The following is a 17,597-nucleotide window of genomic DNA, read 5'->3' as shown; positions in this document are numbered from 1 at the left end:
GGCAAATTCCGGCATTTCAGATTCGGCTTAGGCGGCTTCTTCTATCTCCGTAAGGTTTTTCTGTACTGCTCACTGTCGGCTAGTTGGCGTCGATTCGGTCACTAAAATGTATTCCGATGGGTTTTGGAGTAGATGCAGTGGTTGAACAGGACGATTCAAATGAGCCCGTGTGGGTAGATACGGACGATGCTCCAGAACTTTCAGACGAGTTCTTCGACAATGCTGACGAGTACATTGGTGAGACACGGGTTGAACGTGCCCCACCTATTTCTGACGCAGTAGAAAGCGTTACTCACCCACCTCTTCCATAAACTCTCGCAAAAACCGCTCGGCGCGCTCGTGCCGGGTCTGTGCCATCTGTTTTCCTGTGGCCGTCTGGAAGCCTTGGGCGAGGGTGAAGAGTTTGGTTTTGAAGTGATCGGTAGCGTACCGTTTGTCGTCCAGTTCTCGGCTTTTCGCTTGAGGGTCGGTCGGGTCGTAGAGGTGGCTGCCCATACGGCCCGAAACGTAGAACAGACGGGCGACGCCGATCATGCCGATGGCGTCGAGGCGGTCGGCGTCTTGCAGGATGCGGGCTTCGAGGGTGGTGGGCGCAATGTTCGCCGAATAGCTGTGGGCTTCGATGGCGTGTGCCACAGCGTCGATTCGTTCTTCGTCCCAGCCCATTTCCGACAGCAGCTCCCCCGCTTTCGCAGCGGCCAGGCGGGACGCGCTGGAGCGAAAGGGCGAGTTTTTCTCCACCGACACGCAATCGTGCAACAAGGTGGCCGCGATCAGGATCTCGGGATCGCCCCCTTCTTTATTGCGAATGGCGCAGACGTTGGTCCAGACGCGATGCAGATGCGAGACGTCGTGAGAGCCGTCGGCCCGTTCGGCAATGGTGTGCGGCAGCAGCTTGTCAGCCAGGTCCTGGAACGGCGCGAAGGAGAGTGCGGTCATCGATTGTCCTTGCAGGTGGAATGCTGGCGGATAGGAGCAGCATAGAAGATGGACCTGATCCCGCGTGTGAAGGCCCTCGCGTTCGCTGCACGCAGGCGGCGGGTCATGGCCGCAACGGCAATGCAGTCTTGTAGCGCACCTGCTTGAGCGACAGGCTGGAACGGATTTTCTCGACTTCCGGCATCGGCGACAGGCGTTCGATGATGAAATGTTCGAGCGCTTGCATGTCGGCCATGACCACGCGCAGCAGGTAGTCGGCATCCCCTGTCATCAAGTAACACTCCATCACTTCTTCGCACTCGCACACGCGGCGCTCGAAATTCTGCAGGGCCTCACGGCTTTGCTCTTTCAGGCTGATGGAGATGAACACGTTCAGGCGCAGTCCCAAATGTTCAGGGGCGAGCAGGGCGACGTACTCGCGGATGCAGCCCGACGCTTCCAGAGCCTTGACCCGCGCGAGGCACGGCGATGGCGACAGGTGAACCCGTTTGGCGAGTTCGACGTTGGACAGGCTGCTGTCCCGTTGCAGTTCCCGAAGGATTTTCAGATCAATGCTGTCGAAGTTCATCGTGCTTTCGTCTGCCGTTTTTGGAGTTTTTTATGCTGCCGATCAGCGATTGTGTCGGGCAAATCGGTCATTAAATTTGTGTGCGCAAGCATAGACTTTTCCTCATTGAACCGGAGGTGTCCATGAGCCATTTCGAATCTCGCATTCCTGCAGCCGCTGCCGAACAAAACCATGACGATCAGTTGGAAATGACCGAGTGGCATGACGCGCTGCTGTCGCTGGTCGAGCATGCCGGGCCCGAGCGCGCTCGTGAGATTCTCGACATGCTTACGCACCTGGCACGCGATCCGAAGATCGGCTGGCAGCCGGCGCCGGGCACCCCTTACATCAACACCATTCCTGTCGAGCAGCAGCCTGCGTTTCCGGGCGATCTGGCCGTCGAAGAGCGCTTGGCCTCCCTGATACGCTGGAATGCGCTGGCGATGGTGGTCCGCGCCAACCAGGCCTATGGCGAGTTGGGCGGGCATATCGCCAGCTATGCCAGTGCAGCGGACTTGTTCGAGGTCGGCTTCAATCACTTCTTCCGCGCTAGCACGGGTAACGACGGCGGCGATCTGGTGTTCTACCAGCCGCATTCGGCGCCGGGCATTTATGCGCGGGCGTTTCTCGAAGGACGATTGAGCGAAAACGATCTGGCTCACTACCGTCAGGAAATAGGAGGACCCAAGGCCAATGCGCGTGGGCTTTCAAGTTATCCACACCCTTGGTTGATGTCGGACTTCTGGCAATTTCCCACAGGCTCTATGGGCATTGGGCCAATCAGTTCGATCTATCAGGCGCGGTTCATGCGCTATCTGGAGCATCGCGGCTTGCAGGACACCTCGACGCGCCACGTCTGGGGCGTATTCGGTGACGGCGAAATGGACGAGCCGGAAAGCATGTCGGCGCTGACGCTGGCAGCGCGCGAACGCCTCGACAATTTGACGTGGGTGGTCAACTGCAACTTGCAGCGCCTCGACGGGCCGGTGCGCGGAAACGGGCGAATCATCGACGAACTGGAGGCACTGTTCAGCGGGGCGGGCTGGAATGTCATCAAGCTGGTCTGGGGCTCGGATTGGGACGCGTTGTTTGCGCGGGATCACGACGGGTCTCTGGTGCGTGCGCTGTCGCAGACCGTCGATGGCCAGTTCCAGACCTTCGCGGCAAAAGATGGGCATTACAACCGCGAACACTTTTTCGGTCAGAGCGACGCACTCAGCAAACTGGCGGAAGGTTTGAGTGACGAACAGATCGACCGGCTCAAACGCGGTGGTCATGACTTGGTGAAAATCTTCGCTGCCTATCAGGCTGCGACTCTGCACAAAGGCCGACCCACGGTGATCCTCGCGCAGACCAAGAAGGGCTTCGGCATGGGCGAGGCGGGTCAGGGCAAGATGACCACGCACCAGCAGAAGAAACTGGATCGTGAGGCGTTGATCAATTTCCGCGACCGTTTTCATCTGCCACTTACCGACGATGATGCTGCCGGTTTGAGCTTCCTCAAGCCCGACGCGAACAGCGCTGAAATGCGCTACCTGCACCAGCGCCGGCAGGCGTTGGGCGGCTCGATGCCAAGTCGCAGCAATGTCGCGCAAGATGTTGCAGTGCCTGAGCGCGAACAGTACGCCAGCTTCGCGACTCAAGCCGCTGGCAAGGAGATGTCGACGACCATGGCATTCGTGCGCATGCTCGGCAACCTCCTTAAAGACAAACAGCTCGGCCCACGCGTCGTGCCGATCGTGGCCGACGAAGCGCGCACGTTCGGCATGGCCAATCTGTTCAAGCAAATCGGGATTTACTCCAGCGTGGGGCAGCGCTATGAGCCGGAAGACATCGGCTCGATCCTCAGTTATCGCGAGGCCACCAACGGCCAGATTCTGGAGGAGGGCATCAGCGAGGCGGGGGCGATCAGTTCGTGGGTCGCGGCGGCAACCAGCTATTCCGCCCACGGCCTGCGCATGCTGCCGTTTTACATCTATTACTCGATGTTCGGGTTCCAGCGGGTCGGCGACCTGATCTGGGCCGCCGCCGATCAGCGTGCTCGCGGTTTTCTGCTGGGGGCTACGGCAGGCCGTACGACGCTGGGGGGCGAAGGGCTGCAGCACCAGGACGGCTCCAGTCATTTGATGGCGTCGACCGTGCCGAACTGCCGAGCCTACGATCCCGCTTTCGCGGGGGAGTTTGCGGTGATTCTGGATCACGGCATGCGCCAGATGCTGGAGCGCGATGTGGACGAGTTTTATTACGTCACGCTGATGAACGAAAACTACGCACAGCCGACGTTGCCCGAGGGTGTCGAGGCGTCGATTATTCGCGGCCTGTATCGGTTTGACGAGCGCTCGGCGGAGGGCGCTGTCGGCAAGGTGCGGCTGTTGGGTTCAGGCACGTTGTTACGTGAGGCGATTGCAGCGGCCGATCTGCTGGCGCAGGACTGGCAGATCGAAAGTGAGGTCTGGAGCGTCACCAGCTACACCGAGCTGGCGCGGGAATCGCGTGAGGTGGAGCGCTGGAATCGGCTGCATCCCCGGGATGTTCCACGTGTCAGCCATCTTGACGAATGCCTGCCAACCGGCGCGCCGGTGGTGGCGGTTTCCGACTATGTGCGAGCGGTGCCGCAGTTGATCGGGTCTTACGTGATGAGCGATTACACAGTGCTGGGCACGGACGGCTTTGGCCGCAGTGACACCCGTGCGAGGCTGCGCAGCTTCTTCGAAGTGGATCGTTACCATATTGTGCTGGCGGCGGTGACGGCGTTGGTGGGGGAGGGGAAACTGGGAGCGGAAGTCGCGGCGCAGGTGATCGACCGGTATGGCATTGAGGTTGAAAACGACGCGTCGTGGAGCTGCTGAGTGGCGGCGTTTCGACGATCACTTCGCGAGCGTGCTCACTCCTACAGGGTGAACGTGCTCCGCTGTAGGAGTGAGCTTGCTCGCGATGGCGGTTCCAAGGGCTTAAATCACTTCCCTTTCATCGCCGCTGTCAGCTTGTCGACGTTGTAGCGAAACATCTTCACGTACGTCGTGGCAGGCCCGTTCGCCGGGGATAACGATTCCACGTACAACTCGCCTCCAGGGTGCGCGCCGCTGGCTTTGGCAATTTGCTGTACCAAGCGTGGATCGCCAGAGTTTTCGAAGAAGTAAGCGCTGACATGTTCCTGTTTGATCTGGTTGATCAGCTTGCCCACGTCCGCGGCCGAGGCTTCGGTCTCGGTGGAAAAGCCCAGGGGCGACAGGAAGGTCACGCCATACGCATCGCCGAAATAACCGAAGGCGTCGTGGGATGTCAGCACTTTGCGCTGTGCGACGGGGATGGCGTTGATCTGCGCGCGGGCATAGGCGTCCATGTCCTGCAACTGAGCGATGTATTTCTCACCGTTGGCTTTGTAATCGGCTGCGTTGTCCGGGTCGGCTTTCTGCAGCGCCTTGATGATGTTTCTGACGTAGACGACGCCGTTCACCGCGCTGTTCCAGGCATGCGGGTCGGTGATTTTCTCGCCGTCCTCTTCCATGCTGCGGGTCATGATGCCGTTGGACAGCACCACGGGTTCGCCCTTGTAGCCCGATGCTGTGATCAACCGATCCAGCCAGCCTTCCAGGTGCAGGCCGCTGACGAAGACCACGTCGGCCTTTTTCAGCGACTGGGCGTCGTTGGGGGTGGGTTCGTAGACGTGTGGGTCGCCATTGGGGCCGATCAGCGAGGTCACGTGCACGTGATTGCCGCCGACGTTATGCACCATGTCGGCGATAACGGTGAACGATGCAACGGTTTCCAGGGTTTTTGCCTGGGCGAAGTTGGCCAGGCCCGACAACGCCAGAGCGGCGGTCAGAAGCGTCAAACGTTTCATGGTGTTTTCCTTGAGATGAGCGAACGATCAGCCGGACAGGTGAACCCTCGGGAACAGTCGGCGTAGGAAACCGCTGCGTCCAAAGAACAGTGAGAACAGGTAGAAGGCGCTGGCCGTCAGGACGATGGCCGGGCCCGACGCGACGCTGGCGTGGTAGGAAACGATCAGGCCGATGAAGCCCGAAAGCGTGGCAACCACGGTGGAAATCACGATCATCCCGGTCAGAGAGTTCGACCAGAAGCGTGCGACGGTGGCGGGCAGCATCATCATGCCCACCGCCATCAGGGTGCCGAGGGCTTGGAACCCGGCCACCAGATTGAGCACCACCATCAGCAGAAACAACACGTGATACAGCGAGCCACGCCCGCCGATGGCGCGCAGAAAACCGGGGTCGAAGCACTCCAGAATCAAGGGCCGGTAGATCAGCGCCAAGAGGATCAAGGTGAACGATGCGATGGCGCCGACCATGAAGATCGCCTGATCGTCGATGGCCAGAATCGTCCCGAACAGCACGTGCAGCAGGTCGACGTTAGAACCGTGCAGCGAGACGATCAGTACACCCGCCGCCAGCGACGTCAGGTAGAAGCTCGCGAAGCTGGCGTCCTCTTTCAAGGTGGTGAAGCGGCTCACGAGACCCGACAGCAACGCTACGGCCAGCCCGGCGATCAACCCACCGAATCCCATGGCGGGCAGCGACAGGCCTGCGAACAGAAAGCCCACTGCGGCGCCCGGCAACACGGCGTGGCTCATCGCGTCACCCACCAGGCTCATGCGGCGCAGCATCAGCAGCACGCCTACCGGGCCGGAACCGATGCCTAGCGCGAGGCAGGCGACGAGCGCACGACGCATAAAGCCGAAATCGACAAAGGGCTGAATCAGCAAGCTATAGAGCGTCACAGCGTCTCCTCCTCGTCGACTTCGCAGGGCTGCGCGTCGGGATTCCAGTGCTCGGCCATGTTTTTGGCGCGGCGCAGGTTGTCGGCGTGAAGGATGTCGGCGGTGTTGCCCCAGGCGATGGTTTCCCGCGCCAGCAGCAACGTGCTGGGGAAATGCTGGCGCACCTGCTCGATGTCATGCAGCACGGCGATCACGGTGCGGCCCTGACCGTGCCAGCCGCTGATCAGCTTGAGCAGGTCGCGGGTGGTGCGGGCGTCGATGGCGGTGAAAGGTTCGTCCAACAGAATGACTGAAGCGTCCTGCAACAACAGGCGGGCGAACAGCACTCGCTGGAATTGTCCGGACGACAACGAGCTGATGCTGCGTTGCTCGAAACCTTCCAGGCCCACGGCCAGCAAGGCCTGCCGCGCCTGTTCGGCGTGCTGGCGGGTGGCGCCACGAAACGCACCGATGCTGCGCCAGGCGCCCATCATTACGGTGTCGGCAACGCTCAACGGAAAGCTGCGATCGATCTCCGCCGCCTGGGGCAGATAGCCGATGTGCCGGGTTGCCAGGCTGCCGCGATCCACACGTCCGACGGCAGGCTTCAACGTGCCCGCGATGGCCTTGATCAGCGTGGATTTTCCCGCGCCGTTTGGCCCGACGATCGCCGTCAGGCTGCCCGCTGCGAAACGGCCACTGACATGATGGACCGCAGGGCGGCGCTCGTACGTCACGGTCAGGTCATGCAGATCAATCGCTGCGCTCATGGAATCGCCACCGCCCACGCGATGCCAATCCACAGCAGCGCGAGCAGCGTCAATGAAACCAGCACCCGCTTGCCTGCGGACTGAGCGAGGGCGGACGACGCGATATTCGGAGAAAGTCGAGGTGCGGATTTCACGGAAGAAAGTGCCTGAAATGTTTTGTTATAGTATTACATCACTATTTTCAGGCCGCAGGGAAGGGCTTTTTGGGGACGGTTCAGGATTGCGACAGTTTGGCGACAGGAGGGGAATGCCTGCGTTTTGCGGCGAGAACAAAACCCTGTAGCTTCAGGACATCGTTTGTATTTCAGGATCAGATTCATGTCCGCCACCCATCGCCGCTCCGTTCCTCTCGCCAAATGCTATCGCTTGCTCAACCACGGCCCTACCGTGCTCGTCAGCGCTTCCTACAACGGACAACGCAATATCATGGCCGCCGCGTGGGCCATGCCGCTGGATTTCCAGCCACCGAAGGTCACTGTCGTGCTGGATAAATCGGTATGGACGCGGCAACTGCTGGAAGGCTCCGGCACCTTTGTCATCAATATGCCCACGGTCAGCCAGCTCGATATCGTCGAAACGGTTGGCTCGACCTCGGGACTGGAAATTTCCCGGGAAGATGAGCAGGACAAGTTCAAAGCGTACGGTCTTGAAACCTTCGACGGCGACATCGTTCAGGCGCCGTTGCTGGAAGGCTGCGCCGCATGGCTCGAATGTCGCCTGATGCCCGAACCGCACAACCAGAATCAATACGACCTGTTCATCGGCGAAGTCGTCGCCGCGTGGGCGGACGAGCGCGTGTTCTCCGACGGCCACTGGCACTTTGAGGGTCATGACGCTCTGCGCACTCTGCACCACGTCGCGGGCGGGCATTTTCTGGTGATTGGGAATGAGGTCGTGGGGAAGGTGCTGGAGCGCTGAGGTTCAGAGGCGTCTGTCAATCGCGGCCCATAGTTTTGTAGGAAACCGCTGAAATCACATGAAGCAACGTTGAATGGCATCGGATAAATTCCCTGTCGCCCCGATGCCAACCCCTCCGCAGGAGCCCCCATGAACTCAGACGATCTCGCCCTCTTCGCTCAAGTCGCCAAAAACGGCAGCATCTCACGGGCTGCGATGGAGCTGGGGGCGGACCAGTCAACGGTCAGTCGGCGGGTGGGGTTGCTGGAGGCGGAGCTGGGGGTGCGGCTGTTTCATCGCAGCGGGCGTGGGGTGACGTTGACCGCGCGGGGTCAGCAGTTGCTAGGTTACGCCACCACGTTGAACGACACCCTGGCCGAGGCCGAGCGGGCCATGCGCGACAGTGCCGAGCAAGGCCCGGCCAAGTTGTGCATCGCCGCGCAGCCGACCATCGCGCGGATTCTGTTTGGCAGCCTGGGGCATGCGTTGAAGGCGCGGTATCCGCTGACGCAGGTGCATTTTGTCGAAGGGCTGGCGGCGGACATTCTCAATCGGTTGAGCGATGGCGCGGTGGACATCGCGATCCTGTACCTGCCGGAGCATCCCGGCGCGTTGCAGTTCGATCCGTTGCTCAGCGAAGGCGTGCAACTGATCACCCCTGCCAATTATCCGCTCAAGGGTGACGCGATTTCCGTGCGTGATCTGGGCGATATTCCGCTGATTTTGCCCAGCACCCATCACGGCTTGCGAATGATGGTCGAGTCGCTGGCGAACCGTTACGGCTTTTCGGCGAATATCGCGCTGGAATGCGATGGCTCGATCTCCATCACAAAGCGCCTGGTGCTGGAGAATTGCGGGTGCACCGTGTTGCCGGAGGCGGCGGTGGTTGAAGAAGTGAAGGCGGGGCGGCTGAAAAGCTATCGTCTGGAGGACCCGGAAATCCATCGCACCGTGGCGATTGTCTGGCCGAAGAATCGCGTCACCGCCGACGGTCTGTGGGCGGTGACGCAGATCATCCGGCAACGTGCCGCTGACATGGTCGAGCAGGGCGCGTGGCCGGGAGCGACGCTGATCAATCCTTGATCAGTTGGCCGTTGACCAGACGCCAGGTGTGCAGCGGGTTGCCTTGCTGCAACGCCGGTGGCAGCAGGGCGTCGGGCACGTTCTGATAGCAAACGGGGCGCAGGAAGCGGTCGATGGCCGTCGCGCCGACGGACGTGCTGCGGCTGTCCGATGTCGCGGGGAACGGCCCGCCATGCACCATCGAATAGCTCACCTCAACGCCGGTCGGCCAGTCATTGAACAGGATGCGCCCAGCCTTGCGCTCCAGTGTCGGCAGCAGTGCCTGCGCGATAGCGTTGTCGCCCTCGTCGTAGTGCAGGGTGACGGTCAGTTGGCCGTCGAATTTCGCGGCGACTTTTTGCAGGTCAGCGGCGTCCTTGCAAACAACCAACAGTGCGCTGGGGCCGAAGTTTTCGTCTTCCAGCCCCGGATTGGCGAGGAAGGTCGCCGAGTCGGTGCGAAAAAACGCCGGCTTCGCCTGGAACGCGCCTTCGGCTTCTCTGCCCTCGGCGACCAAGGTCACGCCAGCAGCCTTGTGCAGAGTGTTCAGGCCGTTGCAGTAGGCGCCGTGAATGTTGGGCGTCAGCATGGTGCTAGGCGTTTTGTCAGACAGCGCCGTGGCAGCCGCAGATACAAAGCGTTCCAGCGCATCGCTTTCCAGGGCGAGCAGAATGCCGGGGTTGGTGCAGAACTGGCCTGCGCCTAGCACCAGCGAGTCGACGAATCCCCTGGCAATGTTTTCGGTCCGCGCAGACAACGCCGCTGGCAGCAAAAACACAGGGTTGATGCTGCTCATCTCGGCGTAGACCGGGATCGGCACAGGCCTCGCTTGCGCAGCGGCGACAAGGGCCAGGCCGCCGCGACGCGATCCGGTAAAACCCACCGCCTGGATGAGCGGGTGGCTGACGAGCCCCTGACCCACGGCGATGTCCTTGTCGATCAGCATCGAGAACACGCCTTCCGGCATGCCGGTGTCCTTGGCGGCTTTCTGGATGACTCGGGCGACCAGTTCACTGGTGCCGAGATGCGCCGGGTGCGCCTTGACGATCACCGGGCAACCCGCGGCCAAGGCCGATGCGGTGTCGCCCCCGGCCACCGAAAACGCCAGCGGAAAGTTGCTGGCGCCGAACACAGCCACCGGGCCTACGGCAATACGCCGCTGGCGCAAGTCAGCTCGGGGCAGCGGTTGGCGATCTGGCAGGGCTGTATCGATCACGGCACCGTGCCAACGCCCGTCGCGAAGCAGGCTGGCGAAGAGCTTAAGCTGATTGACAGTGCGCATCCGCTCGCCTTCCAGGCGGGGCTTTGGCAGGCCGCTTTCCAGATGAACGCGCTCGATCAGCGTGTCGCCCAACTCCAGCAGACCCTGAGCGATCGCGTCGAGAAAGACGGCGCGTTGTTCATCGCCCAATTGCCGGTAGCGGTCGAACGAGGCCTCGGCCAGCTCGCATGCGGCATCGACATCTTGCGCTGTGCTGGCGCCGAAGGACGGGGTCAGTTGCTCGCCCGTTGTCGCGGCGAGGGCGAACACCTCGCCTGCCTGACCGCGTACGGCCCGTTGACCGATGATCGTTTCACCAAGAATCTGCATGTGCGCAACACCTCTTAATCAAGACGAGCCTGGGGGGTGATCTGCCGAGGGTCGACGCGCAACTCGATCAGCGCCGCAACGCGTGCTTTCTGCGCACGCTGGAAGGCAGCAGGAAAATCTTCGCTGCGTTCGACCCGCTCGGCATGTGCCCCGAAGGATTGGGCCAGGGCGATAAAGTCCGGGTTGGCCAGCTCGGTGGCTGATACGCGCCCCGGGTATTCGCGCTCCTGGTGCATGCGAATGGTCGCAAGCATGCCGTTGTTTACCACAATGACCACTATCGGCGCGTTGTATTGCAGCGCTGTGGCCAGCTCTTGAGGGTACATCATGAAACAGCCGTCGCCAGCGAAGCAGACCACTGTGCGCTGGGGGGCGTGCAGTTTCGCGGCGATGGAGGCGGGTAAACCGTAGCCCATGGCGCCGTTAGTGGGGGCCAGTTCGGTGGCGGGCCGGCGATAGCGGTAGAAGCGATGCACCCAGACCGTGTAGTTCCCGGCGCCGTTGGTCATGACGGCGTCGTCCGGCAGCACCTCGTTCAGGTGAGCGACCACCGAGCCCATGTCCACGCCCGCCAATTGCGGGTGCGGCAGCGGCGGGGTGGAGTGCTCCAGATAATCGGCGCGGGCGGCGTCGGTCCAGCTTTTCCAGGCGCCGCTGGCAACAGGTTCGAGGGCCGCAGCCGCGTGGGCGAAGGTGCCCAGTGAGGACAGAATCGGCAGCTGTGCACGGTAAACCCGGTTCAACTCCTGCGGGTCGGGATGCACATGCACCATCGGCTGTTTCGGCGTCGGGCTGTCGATCAGCGTGTAGCCTTGGGACACCGTTTCGCTCAGCCGCGAGCCGATCACCAGCAACAGATCGCTGGTCTTGACCCGCTCCAGCAGCTTTGGCGAGGTGCCCAGACCCAGTTGGCCGACGTAGTGGGGATCGCGGTTATCGAACAGGTCCTGCCGACGAAACGATGCGGCCACCGGTAAGTGATTGGCGTGAACGAAGCGCTGCAGGGCTTGCGTCGACTCGGCGTCCCATCCGGTGCCGCCGACGATCACCAACGGCTGTTTCGCCGCTGCGAGCAGATCGCGCAATTCAGCGAGCGCAGCGGCGTCGGGCGCAGCATGGGTGACACGCACTGGCTGCGCGTCAGCGACATCGGCCGAGCCGAACAACACTTCTTCAGGGAGGGCGATGACCACCGGCCCCGGTCGGCCGGACAGGGCGATGCTGAAGGCTTTGCTGACGATCTCCGGGATGCGCTCGATGCTGTCGATTTCGGTGGCCCACTTCGCCAGGCCACCGAACATCTGCACGTAATCGACTTCCTGAAATGCTTCGCGTCCCTTGAAGCGGCTCTCGATCTGGCCGACGAAAAGAATCATCGGCGTCGAGTCCTGTTTGGCGGTGTGCACGCCATTGCTGGCGTGAGTAGCGCCAGGGCCGCGTGTCACGAAGCAGATGCCGGGGCGCCCGGTGAGCTTGCCGTAGGCGTCGGCCATGTTCGAGGCGGCGCCTTCGTGACGGGTGACGATGGTGCGGATGGACGTGGCGTCGTGCAGCGCGTCGAGCACTGGCAGGTAGCTTTCGCCTGGAACGCAATAAAGGGTGTCGACGGCGTTTCGGATCAGCGCTTCGACGAGAATCTGGCCGCCATTACGCGGTGCTTTGGAATCAGACATGGATTTCGAGTTCCTTGTTACGGGTTTCCGGCAGAACGAGAGCGACGAGGAAGACCAGCACATACGAGCACGCAGCCCATACGCCAATCGACGCCGCGAGCCCGAATGAGGCGCTGGTCAGGCCGACACCGGCCGGCACCAACGCGCCGATTCCGCGACCAAAATTGTAGGAAAAGCCACCGGCAGTACCGCGAATCTGCGCCGGGAACAGCTCGGTGAAACAGGCGCCCATTCCCGACACGATGCCGGACTGAAACAACCCCAGCGGGAAGCCCAGCAACAGCAGGCTCCACATCGGCAGGTGCAATTGGGTGTAGACCAGAACGGTGACGGTTGCACCGGCGGCGGACAGGGCGAAGGTCTTGCGCCGCCCCAGGTAATCGCTCAGGTACGCCATGCCGACGTAACCGCAGAACGAGCCAAAGATGTTCACGGCCAGGTACAGCGTGGTCATGCTTACGGTCAGGCCCTGGGTCTCTCGCAGGTAAGTGACCAGCCAGGTGAGAATCGTGTAGTTGCCACCCAGTGCGCCCGCGGCCATCAGCGAGGCCATCGCTGTCAGCGGGAAGACCCCGGGCGAAAAGATCAGCGCGAAGTTGGTCCACAGGGACGTCGTCGCCCGGTATTGCGCAGCGGCCTCGAAAGCCTCGGATTCGGCGATGTTGCGGCGCATCCACAGCACCAGAAAGCCCGGCAGCAGCCCGATCAGAAACAGCACGCGCCAGGCGTCGTGCTCAGGCAACAGGTTGAACGTCACCCAGTACGCCAAGGCGGCCAGCGCATAACCCACAGGCCAGCCCGCCTGGACCGATCCCACTGCGCGACCGCGAATGCGTTTGTCGACCACCTCGCCAATCAGCACCGCGCCCGCCGCCCATTCGCCACCAAAGCCCAGGCCTTGCAGGCTGCGGGTCAGCAACAGTTGATGAAAGGAGTCGGTGAAGGCCGATAGCCCGGTGAACAAGGAAAACCAAAGGATCGCCAGCTTCAGAACTTTGACTCGACCGATGCGATCCGCGAGCAACCCCGCCAGCACCCCGCCGATGGCCGAAGCGATCAACGCCGACGTGCCGATCACACCCGCTTCGGCCTTGGTCATGCCCCAGACCGCGAGCAAGGTGGGGATCACGAAGGCAAACAGCTGGACATCCATCGCATCCAGCGCCCACCCCATGAAACACGCCCAAAACGTTCGTTTCTGGCTGGGCGCCATACTGCCGTACCACGACATAGATACTCCATCGCGCTGCTGCGCTGTTGTTATTGGAATCTGGATAGATGCGCACAGGCGGCGACATCATGCAGCGAGTATGTGAGAGCGGCGGGGTGGGGCGAATAGCGTGGGGTGCATAGCTGGTATGCGGGGGGATGGGGAGAGGTGTGGGAGGCTAGCTGTAGCAGCACGGCTTGCCGACGGTGGCTTCCTTGACACCGCCACCGCCGGCAAGCCGTGCTGCTACAGAGGTCATGTCACTGTATTCAAGCTTACTGCTGAACCGCGCTAAACCCTTCGAACGCCGTCTGCTGCTGAATCGCAGTGACGATGTTCTTGCGCGTGGCAGGCTGCTCGTTGCCGTCTTTGTCGACGAACATTTCGTTCTGCAATTCGGCTTCGTCGCCTTCACCGACGAAGGTGAAGCCCAGGAACTCGAACGCTTCGCGGTCGGCGTTAGCCTTGGAGCGTAGGGTGCGCAGGGGCAGGGTGACGCTGGCGCCGTCCTTGCTGATGATGAACACTTCGGCTTCTTTTTTGACCCGCGCGGCCTTGCTCTTGCCGCCGCTCGGGTTGCTGACGGCCTGATGCGTCTGGTTCAGGACTTTCAGCGCCAGGCTGTAGACCAACTCTTGAAAGCTCGGGTCATCCTTGTAACTGGACAGAATCCGGCTGATCGGGAATTTCGTGCTCAGGTCTTCCAGAGCGGCCATGTCGGCGGCTTCAGCGTCTTTCAACTGTTTCAGCTGACCCATCAATTCGTAGGCCTGATCGTCATCGAAACGGTCGTGGGCCTGACGGATGGCGGCGCGCAATTCACGAATCTGATCGCTTTCCTTGGCGCTATGAAAGGCGTCGAGGACCATTTCGCTGATGGTTTTCGCCTGCGGCACATGCTGTGAAAGATTGATGGCGTCTTCGTAAGCCTGCTTGGAGGAGAGTGCAGGCGCTGCTACGTCGGTGTGGGAATCAGACATTGAACATCCATTGCTTCATTAACGGGGTTGATCGCGAAACGCGCATCCGGCGTTTCGCGAAGGAGGGTAAATTATTTACCGCCCAGAGCACCACCCGCTGCGCCACCCAAACCTGCGCCGATGGTCCCGCCCGTACTGCCGCCCAACTTGTTGCCAATGACTGAACCCGCCGCGCCGCCCAGGCCGCCGCCGATGGCTGCGCGAGTCTTGTGGCCTTTTTTCGCGCCGACGGCACTGCCCGCCGCGCCTGCCAGGCCCGCACCGACGACCGCGCCATTGCTGCCGCCCATCTTTTGACCGACGACGTTCCCCAGCGCACCGCCCAGACCGCCACCAATCGCGGTGTTGGTGCTGCCTGCCATCGCGGCTTGGGAAATCAGAAGACCTAGAACCAGTGCAGGAAGTGTGAAGCGCATGAATTCGACCTCGGAAGAGACAGGGTGATGGGCTGATTGGACCAGAGATGTCTGGACTGACAGGGCCATGAGCAGCACGTGTCGGACACCCAGAAACAACAAAGCCCGCACGAGGCGGGCTTTGTTGAGGTACTTGGTGGCTACACAGGGACTTGAACCCCGGACCCCAGCATTATGAATGCTATGCTCTAACCAACTGAGCTATGTAGCCAAGTGGCGCGCATTATTCGCTCAGATTGAAGATGTGTCAAGCGTCTCTCCAAAAAATTTATGCGTGTGATCAAGCGGTTAGGGTTTTCAGTCCGAATCCTTTGCGCATAACGCTGAGCGGCCGTCACCGGGTGACATCTTTACAGCGCGGCTTGTGTGTTTTTGCCCCACTTTTGTGCATGTGAAGTGCACTGTCTTTGTTCGTGCGCCCATTTAGATGGCGTCTTGCTATCGGTCCGTTTCTTGCTTATGCCTGCCCTATGGTTAGCCCCGGTGCGGGGCGTTGGCGCATTGATTTGACACCGCCGATCGATCCCCGGCATAGGGGACGGGTGGTTGTCGTTTTTGAAACAGAGACATGGCATTTTGCCGGTAAGAATGTGAGGCAGCAGCTGTAGTGGTCACAAGCCGCGACAGCGGGTTGTCCGTGAGGAGTCGTCGGACATGCAAAGTCTTTTGTCGCCAGGAATCCGCCTGCTCGGACGTTTCGGGTTTGCACGCAAGTTTCAGGTGCTTTTCTTCCTGTTCATGCTGCCGCTGGCCGGCAGCTTATGGATGATTGGACAGGATTACCGCAGCAAACTGGCGGTCATTTCCGGCGAGCAATCCGGGGTGCGCCAATTGCTGGCGCTGGATGCACTGGATGCGCAACTGACGTCTCAGCGCAATCTCGCCGCCCGCTGGAAGGCGGCCGATATCCTCCACGATCCAACCCCGGCAGCCAAAGCCGCCATGGCGGCGCTGGATGCGGGCAATCCGGTCCTGATGCAAACGCTTGCCAAAGTGGGCGATGAGCTCAATGCACGTAAGGCTGGCCCGGACACGCTGGCGCGCTTTCAGGCGTTGCAGGCGCTGGTGAAGGGGATGGATTCCGAATCTCTGCGGACGATCGGCTGGTGGCCGGACGGTTACGACCGCTTCACTTCCGCGTTGACAGGGTTGCAGAGCCTGCGTGAGCAGATCGCCATGGACAACGGCCTGATTCTTGATCCATGGCTCGAAACCTACCTGCTGATGCAAGTCTCCACGCAACAGGCGCCTGATTTGATCGAGCGTATCGGTCGCATGGCCAGTATCGGTCAGTCCTCCATCGCGTCGGGCCAGTTCACCCTGCAAAGCCGTTTGCAGATGCGCGATCTACGCGGGCGCATCACCGATGCTCGCGACCAACTGGTCAAGGCCGCTGCGTCGCTCCAGGCGAAAGCTTACCCCGGCATGGAGCCGTGGACCCGGGCCTACAACGACAGCCTCCAGCGCCTCGACACCGAGCTGAAAGTGCTGGATGACGGCGTCTTCGGCGGGAGCATCAAGCTCGACACCGCCGGGTTCGAGCGCAGTGTCGATAGCGTCCTCGAAGCCCTGTCGACGTTGCGCAATCAGTCGTTGAACGCCCTCGACAGTCGTCTGGATTACTACCACGACCGGGCGATCAAGCAGTTCATCCCGGTCGCTGCAATTTTCAGCGTCCTGGCGCTGGCCGCGTTGTATCTGTTCATGTGTTTGCAGGCGTCGATTCGTCGCAGCGCCAAAGGCATCACCACCTTGGCGGAGTCTCTGCGTGACGGCAACCTGTGTGTCGAAGTCGCTGTTGAGGGCCGTGACGAGCTGGCGGCCATTAGCACGGCGTTGAACGTGGCGGTGGTGCAGCTGCGCTCCAGCCTGCTGGGCGTCAACCATGAAACGCAGCAGTTGGGTTCGGCGGTGGTCACGCTCAACTCGCAGGCGGGCAGCACGTTGAACGAAGTCGAAGATCAACAACAGCAGATCAGCCAGATCGCTGCTGCCGCCACTCAACTCGCGGCGACTTCTCTCGGTGTCGCCAAGAGCTGTGAGGAAGCGTCTGGCAGTGCTCAGCAGACCCGCCGCATTGCCGAAGACAGCAGCCGTGACAGCGTGCGCACCACCGCCAGCATCCAGCAACTCAATCAACGCCTGACCGATACCGCCAACGCGCTGGGCAAAGTCAGTGAGCAAGGGCAGCAGATTCAGTCAGTGGTCGACACCATTCGCGGCATCGCCGAACAGACCAACCTGCTGGCGCTCAACGCAGCGATCGAGGCCGCCCGGGCGGGAGAGCAGGGCCGAGGGTTTGCGGTCGTGGCAGATGAAGTGCGCAGCCTGTCGCAACGCACGCAGGCCTCCACCGCGCAGATCGCCGGGACGGTCGACAGTCTGCGCGCCACGGTGAGCCAGGCGGTGAGTCTGATGGAAGCCGCCTGTGGCCAGGCGATTACCGACGCGCAATCGGTCACCGGTCTTGGCGAGCGTCTGGGCGAGATTGCCAGTGCGGTGCAGATCGTCACCGACACGCTGGCGCAGATCGCCACCGCCGTGGAGGAGCAAGCTGCGACGGCCGATGAAGTCAGCGGCAATATCCAGCAGGTGGACCAGGCCGCCGGGCGTCTGCTCGATGGCGCGAGGGCGGTGAATCACGCCGCTGACACCCTGAGCAAAGGCAGTCGGGCGTTGAGCGATAACACGTCCAGGTTTCAGTTGGGATGACCCGTCCAGTGTCCGGCCGACGCGACACGGCGAGGTTGAAATACAAAAAGTCTTGACGATGGGGGTGGGTCATCGGTTTT

The 17,597-nt window shown here is 61.4% G+C and carries 15 protein-coding genes and 1 tRNA gene; 4 read left to right on the top strand and 12 right to left on the bottom strand.

All coding sequences use genetic code 11. The features are described 5' to 3' along the window. Nucleotides 1-288 precede the first annotated feature (288 nt). Both ACWKWE_RS10660 and ACWKWE_RS10655 read right to left on the bottom strand, forming a co-directional pair. A complete protein-coding gene (locus tag ACWKWE_RS10660) occupies nucleotides 289-939 on the bottom strand; it encodes an HD domain-containing protein (protein ID WP_483850456.1) in 651 nt (216 codons plus the stop codon). 103 nt (nucleotides 940-1,042) lie between these two features. Continuing rightward, nucleotides 1,043-1,507 carry an Lrp/AsnC family transcriptional regulator gene (locus ACWKWE_RS10655; protein ID WP_074759287.1) on the bottom strand — a complete coding sequence of 155 codons (465 nt, stop codon included), beginning with the start codon at nucleotides 1,505-1,507 and terminating at the stop codon, nucleotides 1,043-1,045. A gap of 122 nt (nucleotides 1,508-1,629) precedes the next feature. Between ACWKWE_RS10655 and mdeB the strand changes: the two genes are divergently transcribed. Continuing rightward, nucleotides 1,630-4,335 (top strand): alpha-ketoglutarate dehydrogenase, encoded by a 2,706-nt coding sequence (mdeB, locus tag ACWKWE_RS10650; protein WP_483850455.1) that lies wholly within the window; start codon nucleotides 1,630-1,632, stop codon nucleotides 4,333-4,335. A gap of 107 nt (nucleotides 4,336-4,442) precedes the next feature. On the opposite strand, the gene ACWKWE_RS10645 is transcribed toward mdeB, so the two are convergent. Genes ACWKWE_RS10645 through ACWKWE_RS10630 form a run of 4 tightly spaced genes read right to left on the bottom strand, consistent with a single transcriptional unit; the run spans nucleotide 4,443 to nucleotide 7,110 of the window. Beyond that, nucleotides 4,443-5,330, bottom strand: coding sequence for a metal ABC transporter substrate-binding protein (locus ACWKWE_RS10645; protein WP_483850454.1), 888 nt, complete (start codon nucleotides 5,328-5,330; stop codon nucleotides 4,443-4,445). 27 nt (nucleotides 5,331-5,357) lie between these two features. Then, nucleotides 5,358-6,227 carry a metal ABC transporter permease gene (locus ACWKWE_RS10640; protein ID WP_166597282.1) on the bottom strand — a complete coding sequence of 290 codons (870 nt, stop codon included), beginning with the start codon at nucleotides 6,225-6,227 and terminating at the stop codon, nucleotides 5,358-5,360. Beyond that, nucleotides 6,224-6,976 (bottom strand): zinc ABC transporter ATP-binding protein AztA, encoded by a 753-nt coding sequence (gene aztA / locus ACWKWE_RS10635; protein WP_166597281.1) that lies wholly within the window; start codon nucleotides 6,974-6,976, stop codon nucleotides 6,224-6,226. The genes ACWKWE_RS10640 and aztA overlap by 4 nt, the downstream gene beginning before the upstream one ends. Further along, entirely contained in the window at nucleotides 6,973-7,110 is a 138-nt protein-coding gene (locus tag ACWKWE_RS10630; protein WP_166597280.1) for a hypothetical protein, read from the bottom strand. The genes aztA and ACWKWE_RS10630 overlap by 4 nt, the downstream gene beginning before the upstream one ends. 184 nt (nucleotides 7,111-7,294) lie before the next feature. On the opposite strand from ACWKWE_RS10630, the gene ACWKWE_RS10625 reads away from it, so the two are divergent. Further along, nucleotides 7,295-7,894 (top strand): flavin reductase family protein, encoded by a 600-nt coding sequence (locus tag ACWKWE_RS10625; RefSeq protein ID WP_483850453.1) that lies wholly within the window; start codon nucleotides 7,295-7,297, stop codon nucleotides 7,892-7,894. Nucleotides 7,895-8,023: 129 nt separating this feature from the next. After that, complete coding sequence (locus ACWKWE_RS10620) at nucleotides 8,024-8,956, top strand: LysR family transcriptional regulator (protein WP_166597278.1); 933 nt, start codon at nucleotides 8,024-8,026, stop codon at nucleotides 8,954-8,956. Here the strand turns inward: ACWKWE_RS10620 and ACWKWE_RS10615 are convergent. The 6 genes from ACWKWE_RS10615 to ACWKWE_RS10590 all read right to left on the bottom strand — a co-directional run bounded on the left by ACWKWE_RS10615 (nucleotide 8,946) and on the right by ACWKWE_RS10590 (nucleotide 15,016). Next, nucleotides 8,946-10,526 (bottom strand): aldehyde dehydrogenase (NADP(+)), encoded by a 1,581-nt coding sequence (locus ACWKWE_RS10615; RefSeq protein ID WP_483850452.1) that lies wholly within the window; start codon nucleotides 10,524-10,526, stop codon nucleotides 8,946-8,948. The genes ACWKWE_RS10620 and ACWKWE_RS10615 overlap by 11 nt on opposite strands. 14 nt (nucleotides 10,527-10,540) lie before the next feature. Next, complete coding sequence (locus tag ACWKWE_RS10610; protein ID WP_483850451.1) at nucleotides 10,541-12,199, bottom strand: thiamine pyrophosphate-binding protein; 1,659 nt, start codon at nucleotides 12,197-12,199, stop codon at nucleotides 10,541-10,543. Continuing rightward, complete coding sequence (locus tag ACWKWE_RS10605) at nucleotides 12,192-13,430, bottom strand: MFS transporter (RefSeq protein ID WP_483850450.1); 1,239 nt, start codon at nucleotides 13,428-13,430, stop codon at nucleotides 12,192-12,194. Before ACWKWE_RS10605 ends, ACWKWE_RS10610 begins: the two co-directional genes overlap by 8 nt. Before the next feature lie 254 nt (nucleotides 13,431-13,684). After that, nucleotides 13,685-14,389, bottom strand: coding sequence for a hypothetical protein (locus tag ACWKWE_RS10600; protein WP_483850449.1), 705 nt, complete (start codon nucleotides 14,387-14,389; stop codon nucleotides 13,685-13,687). Between the two features lie 71 nt (nucleotides 14,390-14,460). Beyond that, complete coding sequence (locus ACWKWE_RS10595) at nucleotides 14,461-14,805, bottom strand: bacteriocin (RefSeq protein WP_341962022.1); 345 nt, start codon at nucleotides 14,803-14,805, stop codon at nucleotides 14,461-14,463. A 134-nt stretch (nucleotides 14,806-14,939) separates the two neighbouring features. Beyond that, a tRNA-Met gene (locus ACWKWE_RS10590) sits at nucleotides 14,940-15,016 on the bottom strand. A 443-nt stretch (nucleotides 15,017-15,459) separates the two neighbouring features. On the opposite strand from ACWKWE_RS10590, the gene ACWKWE_RS10585 reads away from it, so the two are divergent. Continuing rightward, complete coding sequence (locus ACWKWE_RS10585; protein ID WP_166597272.1) at nucleotides 15,460-17,517, top strand: methyl-accepting chemotaxis protein; 2,058 nt, start codon at nucleotides 15,460-15,462, stop codon at nucleotides 17,515-17,517. Nucleotides 17,518-17,597 lie beyond the last annotated feature (80 nt).

This window comes from Pseudomonas salicis, from assembly GCF_057128705.1.
The sequence above is the reverse complement of the archived record's forward strand: the minus strand, read 5'-3'. Positions and strand labels throughout refer to the sequence as shown.